This window comes from Methylomonas koyamae, from assembly GCF_001644025.1.
Lineage (GTDB): Bacteria > Pseudomonadota > Gammaproteobacteria > Methylococcales > Methylomonadaceae > Methylomonas > Methylomonas koyamae_A.
In genome coordinates, this window is the sequence record NZ_LUUK01000186.1 from 1 (window position 1) to 11,929 (window position 11,929).

Genomic DNA, 11,929 nt, shown 5'->3' on the forward strand with positions numbered 1-11,929 from the left:
GGTTTGGGCGGTGGGTATCGGAGCTAGACATAGGCCTTACCTTGAGCGAAGTGGATACCCCAATAACGAACCAACCAACGTTGCGGCACATATTTTGGCGGCCGATTCATCACGCCTCGTCCTCGTCGTCCAGCCCCGCGCGCAAATGGTCCAGGATTTTCACCATCTCTTTCTCGACCAGACTGCGGGAAATACCCAGGTGGGCGCCGACTTCGGCGTAGGTCAAGCCTTCCAGCCGATTCAGCCGCAGGATTTGCGCGCAACGCGGCGGTAGTTGCGCCAATAGCGCCTGGACCCGTTGAATTTCCTCGCAGAACATCGCGACGTGGTCCGGCGCGGCCGTCACGTCTTCTTCGCCGGCGTCGCCGCAAAACCGTTCCAATAACTCGGCGTGGCGGCTTTCGGCGCGGATGTGGTCTATCGACAGATTGCCGGCCACTCGATACAGCCAGGCACGAACCTCGCCTTCGGTTTGCGGCGGCGGTTTCAGGTGCGGCAGGCGCAAATACACTTCTTGCAGCAGCTCGGCGGCGGTATCCGGGCACTGCACGCGCCGCACCAGAAATTGCTGGAGTTGCGGTCGCGCGCAGAAGTAGATCCCGCTAATGTCGTCTATCGATAAGGCCATGTGGGGCAACAGTGTTCAAATTCCGTAGGGACGGCGGTTCATTTACGCAGGGGCCGCGGCGGCGAGCGGGCGAGCCGAGCGGTATAGGCCACGTCGCGCTCTTGCTGGATTGTGCAAAATGCGCCGCGACTGGTATAGCGTTGGCCGGCCCGATCGGCCATGCCGGTCAAGTTTCAGGTCTCCTATTGGATCAAACGAATCAGCGCCACGCAATCCACATATTTTCCGGAGAACGAGTCGTCCGCTGGTGGGTGGGGGCGAGCGTTTCGGCGGTCGGAGGCCGGTTTTCGGACTATAGTAGATTGGTTAGCCGATCGGCGGCAGTTCAAGGTCTCGGTCAAACACAGGACTTTCGGGTTAGTGGTTGAGGCCTGGCCGAGAGAGTCTCCGGCCGGCTGGTGGAAGGCTTTTTCAGGGATGGCAATTTACTGGAGAGCGGTTTTGGCGGATCAATCCCTGGAAACCCCGCCGGTTTGGCCTGTGACGATCGCCAGCGCCGACCAGCGACTGACGTTAGCGTTGACCGGCGATATTTCGGTGCGAAAAGCGCTGGACGCCACCGGTTTGAGAGTGCGCGCGGCTTGCGGCGGCTTGGGAACCTGCGGTGCGTGCTTGATACGGATCGTGAGCGGCGACTTCAATCCGCCGACTTTGGCCGAATATCAAAAAATTCCCCGCGAGGAACGGGAAGCCGGCGTGCGCTTGGCCTGCCAGTTGTGGCCGCGCGGACCGGGCGAACTGTATCTGGACAACCCGGCGCCCGCGTCGGTTTGGTTGGCGCTGGACGAAGACGGGTGCGACCGCTGGCCGGGCGATCCCGAGCTTAGCGGCGGCCGTTACGCTGTCGCGGTCGATTTGGGGACCACCCATATCCGCTTGTCGTTTTGGGACCGCCAATCCGGCCGGCGCATCGGCACCCGCATCGGCGTCAATCCGCAAATCGCCGTCGGCGCGGACGTGTTGACCCGGCTGGATGCGGAAAGCCGCGACGGCGCGGATCGGCCGATAGGCCGGCTGGCCCGAGACGCGGTGATGGACGGTATCCGCGATATTCTGAGCCGGGACTTGGGCGAAATCACGCCGATTCTGGCCCAACTCGGTAAAGCGGTCATCGTCGGCAACACCGCGATGCTGACGCTGATTTGCGGCGGCGACGGCGACAAGCTCTATCGGCCGGAGAACTGGCGGCGGCCGATTGCCTGCCTGCCGAACGATCTTGATGTCTGGCGTCGCGACTGGCGCACGCCGGCGGCGGATATTCGTATCGTGCAGCCGCTGGCCGGCTTTATCGGTTCGGATTTGTTGGCCGACGTGCTGGCCACCGGCATCACCGAGCAGGCCGAGCCGATGATGTTGGCCGACTTCGGGACCAATACCGAAATTGCCTTGTGGGACGGTGACCGCTTGACCGTCACGTCGGTGCCGGGCGGGCCGGCCTTCGAAGGCGTCGGTTTGCGTAACGGCGTGTCGGCGGAGCCCGGCGCGATCGCTCGCGTGGCCAAGGATGAACAAGGCTGGCAATGGCATACCCTGGGCGACCGGCCGGCGCGCGGTTTCTGCGCCAGCGGTTTTATCGACGCGATCGCATTGTTGTTGGACGCCGGGTTGCTCAAGCCCTCCGGGCGGTTTGCCGAAGCGCCGCCGGTCGAAGGCTTTCGCCTCGATCCGGCCGTGCCGCGCACCGCGATCTTCCCTGGCGATATCGATGCCTTTCAACGCGCTAAGGCGTCGGCCGCCGCCGCGATGGCGCAACTGTTGGCCGATGCCGGATTGGAGCTCGCCGATCTGGCCACGCTGTGGATTTGCGGCAGCTTCGGCCGGCATCTGGATTTGCATCACGCGGTTCGGGTCGGTTTGTTGCCGGCATTGTCGGCGGAACGCACTAAAATTATGGCGAATGCCGGATTGGCCGGATGCGAGCAATTGCTGTTGGATGCTCGGGGCGAATCGCGGCTGCAGGCCATTTTGGCGCGGGCCGGTGTCGTCAATCTGGGCGATTCCCCGGCTTACGAAGCGCGTTTTATCGACCATCTGCGTTTATGCCCGATGCCCAATTAGGAGCGATCATGGATCTGGAATCCTACATCAAGTCTTACAACGAGGCGGTTTTCGAAACCGACAAACAAGGGGCTTTCGCTGTCGTCAATCAAGCGTTGGAACAAGGACTCAGTGCCGAGGACGTGGTCTTCAAACTGGTGATTCCGGCCGTCGAACAGATGATGGAAATCATCGAAAAAGATCCGGACGCCAATCTGGCTCAGCATTTCATGACCGCGCAGATCGCCGCCGACGTGACCGAGCGCATGCTGGAAAAATTCCGGAAACCGCCGGAAATGATAGGCCGGGTCGTCATCGGCGCGGCTTACGGCGATCTGCATTCCTTGGGCAAACGCATCGTCAGCGGTTGCTTGAAGTCGCTGATGGTCGATGTCGTCGATTTAGGCACCAACGTCAGCGCCGAAAAATTCGTCGATACCGCGGTCGAGGAAGACGCGCAGGTGATTGCGATTTCCGCGATGATGGTACACACCGCGACCGGCGAGAAAGGCAGCACGCGGGTGCGGGCCTTGCTGAAGGAACGCGGCTTGGAACGCCGGATTAAATTGGCGGTGGGCGGAGCGCCTTACCGCTTCGACCCGGCGTTGTACATCAAGGTCGGCGCCGATGCCTGGGCGCCCGACGGGGTGACCGCCGCGAAGGTCATCGTCGATTTGATTCGGGAGGTGAAGCCATGACCCCGTCGCAAATTCTCGCCGCCGCGATCGCCGGCGAACCGGCGCCGCGTATCCCGGTGTTCTGTAATCTGTTAGACCACGGCGCGGGTCTGCTGGGCATGCGGGCTAAGGATTATTTCGCCGACGGCGGGGCGGTGGCCGAGGCGCAACTGCGGCTGTTGAAATTGTACGGCCACGACAACGTGTGGAGTTTGCATTACGTTGGCAAGGAAGCCGAGTTGTTGGGTTGCCGGGAAATATTGTTCGCCGACGACGGCGTGCCCAATGTCGCCGATTTCGTGATTAAGAATTTGGACGACATCGCTAAATTCGAGGTGCCGGCCGACATCACCTTGCTACCGGCCTGGCAGTCCATGGCGGATTGCTTGCGGATTTTGCGTACCGAAGTGGGAGGGACTCATCCGATTTGCGCGTACATCACCGCCTCGACCACCTTGCCGGCCATCTTGATGGGGATGGACAAGTGGCTGGAGTTGTTTTTGCTGGGCCCCTTCGATCTGCGCGATGAATTGCTGAGTAAGTGTTCGGCATTCTTCCGCCAGGAAATCGCCGCTCTCCGCGCCGCCGGGGCCGACGTATTGGTGTATTCGACGCCGTTCGGCTCGCCGGCCTTCGTTAGCCGCAAGCAGATCGAAAACTTGGTGCTGCCCTGGATGCGCAGTGATCTGGCCGACGGTGTGGAAAACGTGGTCTATTACTGCGGCATGGCGCCGTTTAACGACGTTATCGATTGGGTGTTCGACGAGTTGGACATCCGCACTCACTACATCAGTCCGTTGGCCGATCTGGCGGAAGCCAAGCGGCTGATCGGCGCGCGCGGCCTGACCTGCGGCGTCATCGACGACATCAAAATGATTCATTGGTCGCCCGAACAGACCCGCGCCGAGGTCAAGCGCATCCTCGACATCGGCAAACCCGGCGGCCATTTTCTGTTCGGCAACGGTGTGATGCCGTTGGCGGTGCCGGAAGCCAACATCCGCGCGATGGTCGATGCCGCTTTCGAATACGGGAGGCTGGAATGAAAAGCTTCGAACTCAAGCAAGACCCGCCGCTGACCATGGTCGGCTGCGGCATCCTACGCAAGGAAGTGGATCTGCTGATCGAAAAGAACCGCTGGAACGTGCATACCTATTTTTTGGATTCGGCGCTGCACAATTATCTCAATCGGCTTTCGGACGAATTGAATCAGGCCTTGACCGAGCGCGAACAGGCCGGCGAAAAAACCGTGGTGTTTTACGGCGGTTGCCATCCCTTGATGGAGCATTTCCTGGATGAGCACCACACCTGCCGGACCCACGGCCAAAATTGCATCGTCATGCTGCTCGGCTACGAGGCGTTCATGCAAGAACTGGAGAAGGGCGCGTATTTTCTGGTCGAAGATTGGGCGTTGACCTGGGAGCCGATGATTACCGCCTGCTTCGGCACCAAACTGGACGTAGTCCGGGAAATCTTTCATAGCAGTCACAAATACATTCTGGCCTTGCGCACGCCGTGCAACGGCGACTTCACGTCGGCCGCCGAGGCGGCCGCCCGTTTCGTCGATTTGCCGTTGCTATGGCGGGACGTTGGCCTGGAACATCTGGAAGGAGTATTGGCCGATGCCATTCAACGCCGTTTGGCCGAGGAATCATGACAGCGGCGGCCGATCCTCGCCATCTGCAACAGCGCATCGAGCACCTGGAGGCGCGGGTCCGTAAGTTATCCGAAGAAAAAGCCAATTTATACTTGGTGTTGCACATGGTCGAATTGCTGAATACCGTCGCCGGCGTCGAGAGTTTGCTGGAAAGCTGGATGGCGGCGCTTTGCGGCACCTTGGGCGGCAGCAATGTGGAAATTTACTATCTCGACGAAGGCAAACTCCATTACGCCAATTTGTTCGGCGAGCGTTGCGTGTTGACCGAGATCGGAGACCCGCTGGTCGCCGAAGCCTTTAGCAGCCAGCGCTTTATCGAATCCGTCAGCGACGCCCGGCACACTTTGTTGCGCGGTACCGAGGTGCCGGTGGCCTGCACTTGGGTGATGCCGTTGCTGGTCGGCAAGGAACTGATCGGCGTCGTCAAAATGACCGATTTATTGGGTTCGGCACAAATGCGCGACTATCTACAACCCTTTCTTTCGCATATGGCCTTGATCTTGAATAACGAAATCAAGACGCGTGTCGCCGAAACCGCCAACCGGGCCAAAAGTAACTTTCTGGCGACGATGTCGCACGAAATCCGCACGCCGCTGAACGGTATTCTGGGCATGGCCCAATTATTGAGCCTGCCGGGCGGCAATCCGGAGAAGCATCGGGAGTACGCCCAAACCATACTGACCTCCGGGCAAACCCTGTTGGCCTTGTTGAACGATATCCTCGATCTTTCCAAAATCGAGGCCAGCAAGCTGGAATTGGTGGAAGTCGCCGTCGCGCCGGCCGTGATCATCGAAGAAACGCGTCAGCTTTACGCCGAGAGCGCCCGCCAAAAAGGTTTGTCGCTACACGCCGATTGGCTGGCGGAGCCCGACCGGCATTATTTGCTCGATCCGGTGCGCTTGCGGCAAATGCTGTCGAATTTGCTGAGTAACGCGATCAAATTTACCGAGCGCGGCGAAATTCGGATCGAAGGTCGGGAACTGGCCGGCGAAACCGGCGCTACCGAATTGGAGTTTTCGGTCAGCGATACCGGCATCGGTATCCCGGCGGAGCAACAAGCACTGCTGTTCAAGCCGTTCACTCAGATCGATACCGGTGCCGCCCGCCGATTCGGCGGCACCGGCTTGGGGCTATCCATCGTACGGCGTTTCGCCGAACTGATGCACGGATGCGCCGGCGTCGACAGCGCGGCGGGCTCGGGCGCCCGCTTTTGGTTTCGGGTGCGCGGCGAGCCGACGGAGGTCGAGCCGGCAGCCGATCCAATGCCGTCGGTCGGCGAACCCCGCCGGCAACTCGTCGAGCCGACCGATGGGCGGATACCGAATATCTTGATCGTCGACGACGATAAAACCAATCGGGCGGTCGTCGAAGCGATGTTGTCCGACCAGCGGGTCAGGCTGATCAGTGCCGAGGATGGCCGGCGCGCGCTCGCGGTGCTGGCCGAACAGGCTGTCGATCTGGTGTTGATGGATTGCCGCATGCCGGACATGGACGGTTACGAAGCAACCCGGTGTCTGCGGCAAAGGGAAGCTGGGGAAGGCGGCCGGCGCGTGCCGGTCGTGGCGCTGACCGGTCATGCCTTTGCCGAAGATCGGCAGCGTTGTCTGGATGCCGGGATGGATGCCGTATTGGTCAAGCCCTTGGAGCTGAGCGCCTTGAACGGCCAACTCGCCCGGTTTTTGCCCGGATGGCACACTGTCGAAGCGGCGGCAACCGTGCCTGAATCCGCCGTGCAACTGGACTCGGAGCGGATCGCGGTTATGTTGGATGAGCTGGATGGGCTATTGGAAAAAAATCTGTTCAACGCGGTCGGCAAATACCAGGCCTTACAACAGTTGCTGCAAGGCAGTCCGCTGCAAAACCGGTTTCTGGCGGTGGGGCAAGCGATCAACGACATGAGTTTCGACCGGGCGCTGGTCCGGTTACGGGCTTTGCGCGCCGAAACCTCGACCGGGAGCGGTCCGCTATGAGCGAACGTCAACTAAAAATCCTCGCGATCGACGATACGCCAGCCAATTTGGCCTTGTTGGGCATGGCGTTGCAGGACGAATATTCGGTTCAAATCGCCACGTCCGGCGCGAAAGGTCTGGCGCTGGCTCAGGACGACCCACCCGATTTGGTATTGCTGGACATTATGATGCCCGACATGGACGGTTTCGAGACCTGCCGGCGCTTTAAGGCGGATGCCGGCTTGAAGGACATACCCATCATTTTCGTGACGGCTCTCAACGAGAAAAATACCGAAATGGCCGGGCTGGCCTTGGGGGCCACCGACTATTTGACCAAGCCCATCGACATCAATGTCGCCAGATTGCGGATTCATAATTTGCTGGAACGGGAGCGCCTGCGGATGGCGCTGCTGGCGCGGGAGGCCGAGCAGCGCTTGGCGGCCAGCGTGTTCGCCCACACCCATGACGGCATCGTGATTAGCGATGCCGACAATCTGATTATCGATGTGAATGCGTCGTTTACCCGAATCACCGGTTATCAGCGCGACGAGGTGTTGGGACTGAATCCGCGGGTCCTGAAATCCGGCCGCCAGCCGGCCGAGTTTTACCAGACGATGTGGCACACGTTGTTGGAGCAAAACTATTGGCATGGCGAGCTGTGGAATCGGCACAAGAGCGGCCGGCATTACGCGGTACTCAGTTCGATTTCGGTGGTGCGCGATCAGAACGGCGCGATTCACCACTTCATCGGTCTGTTTGCCGATATCACTCAGTTGAAAAACCACGAGCACGATTTGGAGCAAATCGCTCATTTCGATCCGTTGACCGGGATTCCCAATCGCTTGCTGCTGGTCGATAGGCTGACTCAGGGGATTGCCCAGACCCGGCGTTCGGGACGGCAGATGGCGGTTTGCTATTTGGACCTGGACGGTTTCAAGCCGATCAACGACAGTTACGGTCACGAATTGGGCGATCAGCTGTTGATTGCGATTGCCCGGCGCATAACCGAATGCTTGCGGGCGGGCGACACCGTGGCACGGATCGGCGGCGACGAGTTTGTTTTGCTGTTGCTGGACTTGCCCGATCGCGACGAATGCGAATCAATTTTGCAGCGGGTTTTGGCCGCGGTGGCCAGGCCGTTTTTGATCGACAATCTGGCGTTACGGGTGTCGGCCAGCATCGGTTTTACCTTGTTTCCGGATGACGACGCCGATGCCGATACCTTGCTGCGGCATGCCGATCAAGCTATGTACGGCGCGAAACACGCCGGCAAGAATCGTCACAATTTGTTCGATCCGGCGTCGGATAAGGCCGCTCACGAGCGAGGCAGGGCGTTGGCCGATGTCGAACGAGCCTTGCGCAACCAAGAGTTCGAGTTATTTTTTCAGCCCAAGGTCAATATGCGCACCGGCAAGGTGCTCGGCGCCGAGGCCTTAATCCGTTGGCGCCATCCGCAACGCGGGCTGTTATTGCCCCAAGAGTTTTTACCGGTCGCCGAAAACAGCGATTTGATCGTCGAGATTGGCGATTGGGTTTTGCGCAGCGTGCTGGATCATCTGGAAGAATGGCGGCGAAACGGCTTGACGATCAAGATCGGGATCAATATCGCGCCGCGGCATTTGCTGCGCGAGGATTTCACCAGGCGCTTGGCGGCGCATCTGAACGACCACCCCGACTTGCCGGCCTCTTGTCTGGAATTGGAGATTCTGGAGACCGCCGCGCTCGCCGACATCGGCCGGGTTTACCAGGTCATGCGCGAATGCCAGAAGATGGGCGTCACGTTCGCGCTCGACGATTTCGGTACCGGTTACTCGTCGTTGACCTATTTGAAAGCCTTGCCGGCCGAAGTGCTGAAGATCGATCAATCCTTTATCCGCGATATCTTGCGCGATCCCGAAGACTTGGCGATCGTCGAAGGCATCATCAACCTGTCCGGCAGCTTTCGCCGCCAGGTGGTGGCCGAGGGCGTGGAGAGCGTCGAGCAGGGTTTACAATTGTTGAAACTGCGTTGCGAACAGGCGCAGGGCTTTTGTATTGCCAGACCGATTCCGGCCGCGCGCTTGGCCGATTGGATCGCCAATTGGCAGCCGAATCCCCAGTGGCTGGATTTGGGGAATGGTTTGACCTCGGACCAGGAATGAACGCGAAATCTTGGCGCGGCCAAGCTCAGCGTTTCCAGTCGTTGAGCGGCTCGTTGTCGTCCAGGTCGGCGGGATCGAGAATAATCGAACCGTCGGGCCCCCAGTTGACCTTGGTGATGCCGGGTTCTTCGGCTTCCAGGGCGCGTAGAATCGCCTCTTGCTGGTCGAGGCGGGTTTGTTGGTCGCGGACCTGATCGGCCAGTCGCCGGTTTTCCAACAACACCCGTTTCAATTCCAGACCTTTTTCGACGGCGTTGACGATTTCGTGGTTGTTCCAGGGTTTGTTCAAGAATCGGAATACCCCAATCTCGTTAATAGCCTGTTGCGTGGCTTCCAAGTCGGCGTAACCGGTCAGGATCAGTCTAACGGCGTCCGGCTGTAGAACCATGAATTTCATTAAAAAACTGATACCATCCATGCCTGGCATCCGGTAATCGCTGATCACCAGATCGAACGGTTGCTTGCCGGCGAGCACCAGCGCCTGCTCGCCGCTGTCGGCGGATACGACCTGGTAGGGGCGCAGCAGCCGGTTCAGGGCTTTTAGGATGTTGGGTTCGTCGTCGACGATCAGGATGCTGGCGGGTTGGGCGTTCATCGGCGTAGGGAGGCGGGTCGTTGGCTCGTTGCGTCAATAACATAATCATAGTTAGGGTTTTCGCGGCCGTGTACAAGCAAAACAACTTTTTTCGATATACCTTGACCTTCGAGGACGGCAGTTCTCGGGATTTGCTGCTGGAGATCGACGCGGGTTCGGAAACGTTGGTCGCGCCGCCGCCGGAGGCCCCGCCGTTCTGGAGCAAGCTGGATTACCAGCAGTGCGAAAACTGCCCGTTGTCGGTCGAGCGTTCGCCGTTTTGCCCGGTGGCGATCAATTTGATTTCGTTGATCGAGTGGAGCGGGACCTTGGTTTCCTATACCAATGTCAAGGTGGAAGTCGTCACCACCGAGCGTAGCGTCAGCGGCGAAACCACGCTGCAGCGCGCCTTGAGTTCCATCCTCGGTTTGATCATGGCAACCAGTCCTTGTCCGCATACCGAGTTTCTAAAACCGATGGCGCATTTTCATTTGCCGCTGGCCAGTGCCGAGGAAACGGTTTACCGGACGACGTCGATGTTTTTGCTCGCGCAATATTTCTTGCATAAGGACGGCCGCGAGGCGAGGTTGGAGCTGGACAGACTGAGCGACATATACGAACAGTTGCAGATCGTCAATCGAGCCCTGACGCGGCGCTTCAAGGCGGCGAGCAGTCAGGACGCCACCGTCAATGCGATCATCGTGCTCGATCTGCTATCGCAATCGGTGACCTGGTCTATCGAGGACGGCCTGGAAGACCTACGCTATTTGTTCAAACGTTACGGCGTGAAATGAGCGGCGTTGCCCGTTAGACCCGGATACGCAGCACCAGGTTTTTGCTGCGCTTGCGCATGTCCAGGATACTATCCACCTGAGCGGCGGTCAGGATCGTGTTCTTTAGGTATAGCACGTCGTTGCAGATGATTTCGGCGGCTTCCATGCCGGCTTGCAATTGGGTCCAGGAAATTTCGATGACCGGGCGCGTGTCTTCAACACTGGTTTCCGACAACAATCGCAAGAAGGACTCGACGACATCCGGATCGTAATCGCTGTGTTTGCGCAACAGCAAGCGGCTTTTGGCCTGGTCTACCGTCATCGCCGAGCCGGTGATGAAACCGTCCAGAAAGCAGATATAGTCGCGGACCACCGCCAGGATGCGGGAGCCCAGCGGAATTTCCGAACCGTGCAGCGAGTTGGGTTCGCCGGAACCATCGAAATGTTCGTATTGGTGGTGGATGATATTGGCGGCATTTTGCAGGGCGTCGATGCCTTGCAGCAGATTGAAACCTTCCCGGCCGTTTTGCAAATAGCGCTTCTTGTCGTGGCTGGACATCAGGTGCAGCGGTTGCCGCAGCAATTCGTCCGGCAGGCTCATTTTGCCGATCTGCGCCAACAGGCCCGCATAGAGTACATCGCGTGCTTCGTCGGCGCTCAAGCCCAGCCGCTGCGCGACATTGCGGGCGTTTTCGGCGATGAACAACGAATGGCCGCTCTTGATGCCGGGTCGCATTTCGACGATTTTGGCGAAGACTTTTACCGAATCCACATACTGCCGCTTCAAGGCATTGTGAGCTTGATCCAGCTTTTGCAACGACAGCCGCAGCTGTTCGGTACGATGCTCGACTTTTTCCTCGAGATGGACGTTGAGTTCCTTAAGCTCCTCGTTTTGGCGGTTGATGATCCCGAACAGGCGCTGGCGTTCGTCGCGCAGACGCTTTTGCTCGACGGCGTTGTTGACCAGAATTTTCAGTTCGTTGTCTTCCCACGGCTTGCTGCAATAGCAATAAATCCGTCCCTTGTTGACCGCCGCCACGGTCGATTCCAGATCGGCATAGCCGGTTAATAGTATGCGGACCGTCTCTGGCCAGCGCTCGGCGACCCTAGTCAGGAATTCGGCGCCGTCCATTTGCGGCATGCGCATGTCCGAAATGATCAAGTCGATAGGTTGATGGGCCAAAACTTCCAGCGCTTCGGCGCCGCTTTCGGCGGTTTCCACCCGATAATCGCCGCCGCGAAACAGCCGTCGCAGGGCCTTCAGAATGTTGGCTTCATCGTCGACGAACAGCAGATTGATCGGCGCGGCGGCGGATTCGGTGGCGGTCGGGTCGGTCATGGTCGTTACCTTGCCTGCGGCGGATTAGCGGATGGGTAGGCACACCCGAAACCGGCTGCCCTGTCCGGGCGTCGATTCCAGTTCGATGCGGCCTCGGTGATCCTGGACGATTTTGTAAGAGAGCGACAGCCCCAAGCCCGTTCCCTTGCCGACCGGT

The 11,929-nt window shown here is 59.2% G+C and carries 11 protein-coding genes; 7 read left to right on the forward strand and 4 right to left on the reverse strand.

From position 1 onward, the window contains the following. Nucleotides 1–109: 109 nt before the first annotated feature. Nucleotides 110–628, reverse strand: a complete 519-nt coding sequence (locus A1355_RS17005) for an RNA polymerase sigma factor (protein WP_064030365.1) — start codon at nt 626–628, stop codon at nt 110–112. 441 nt (nt 629–1,069) lie between these two features. On the opposite strand from A1355_RS17005, the gene A1355_RS17010 reads away from it, so the two are divergent. Genes A1355_RS17010 through A1355_RS17035 form a run of 6 tightly spaced genes read left to right on the forward strand, consistent with a single transcriptional unit; the run spans nt 1,070 to nt 9,086 of the window. Further along, nucleotides 1,070–2,686 carry an ASKHA domain-containing protein gene (locus tag A1355_RS17010; RefSeq protein WP_231883707.1) on the forward strand — a complete coding sequence of 539 codons (1,617 nt, stop codon included), beginning with the start codon at nt 1,070–1,072 and terminating at the stop codon, nt 2,684–2,686. 8 nt (nt 2,687–2,694) lie between these two features. Further along, nucleotides 2,695–3,363, forward strand: coding sequence for a cobalamin B12-binding domain-containing protein (locus A1355_RS17015; RefSeq protein WP_064030383.1), 669 nt, complete (start codon nt 2,695–2,697; stop codon nt 3,361–3,363). Beyond that, nucleotides 3,360–4,385, forward strand: a complete 1,026-nt coding sequence (locus A1355_RS17020; RefSeq protein ID WP_064030367.1) for a uroporphyrinogen decarboxylase family protein — start codon at nt 3,360–3,362, stop codon at nt 4,383–4,385. The genes A1355_RS17015 and A1355_RS17020 overlap by 4 nt, the downstream gene beginning before the upstream one ends. Further along, nucleotides 4,382–4,996: a DUF1638 domain-containing protein gene (locus tag A1355_RS17025; RefSeq protein WP_064030369.1), complete on the forward strand. Its 615-nt coding sequence runs from the start codon at nt 4,382–4,384 to the stop codon at nt 4,994–4,996. The genes A1355_RS17020 and A1355_RS17025 overlap by 4 nt, the downstream gene beginning before the upstream one ends. After that, entirely contained in the window at nt 4,993–6,966 is a 1,974-nt protein-coding gene (locus A1355_RS17030) for an ATP-binding protein (protein ID WP_064030371.1), read from the forward strand. Before A1355_RS17025 ends, A1355_RS17030 begins: the two co-directional genes overlap by 4 nt. Next, complete coding sequence (locus tag A1355_RS17035) at nt 6,963–9,086, forward strand: EAL domain-containing protein (protein ID WP_064030373.1); 2,124 nt, start codon at nt 6,963–6,965, stop codon at nt 9,084–9,086. The genes A1355_RS17030 and A1355_RS17035 overlap by 4 nt, the downstream gene beginning before the upstream one ends. A 25-nt stretch (nt 9,087–9,111) precedes the next feature. On the opposite strand, the gene A1355_RS17040 is transcribed toward A1355_RS17035, so the two are convergent. Next, nucleotides 9,112–9,681, reverse strand: a complete 570-nt coding sequence (locus tag A1355_RS17040; RefSeq protein WP_064030375.1) for a response regulator — start codon at nt 9,679–9,681, stop codon at nt 9,112–9,114. Between the two features lie 68 nt (nt 9,682–9,749). Here A1355_RS17040 and A1355_RS17045 point away from each other — a divergent pair, with 68 nt between their 5' ends. After that, nucleotides 9,750–10,454 carry a DUF6901 family protein gene (locus tag A1355_RS17045; RefSeq protein ID WP_064030377.1) on the forward strand — a complete coding sequence of 235 codons (705 nt, stop codon included), beginning with the start codon at nt 9,750–9,752 and terminating at the stop codon, nt 10,452–10,454. A gap of 13 nt (nt 10,455–10,467) precedes the next feature. On the opposite strand, the gene A1355_RS17050 is transcribed toward A1355_RS17045, so the two are convergent. Both A1355_RS17050 and A1355_RS24725 read right to left on the reverse strand, forming a co-directional pair. Then, on the reverse strand, nt 10,468–11,772 hold the full coding sequence (locus tag A1355_RS17050; protein WP_064030379.1) for an HD domain-containing phosphohydrolase: 1,305 nt from the start codon (nt 11,770–11,772) through the stop codon (nt 10,468–10,470). 24 nt (nt 11,773–11,796) lie between these two features. Continuing rightward, nucleotides 11,797–11,929, reverse strand: a 133-nt coding sequence (locus tag A1355_RS24725) for an ATP-binding protein (RefSeq protein ID WP_231883708.1), incomplete at its 5' end; no start/stop codon positions are given.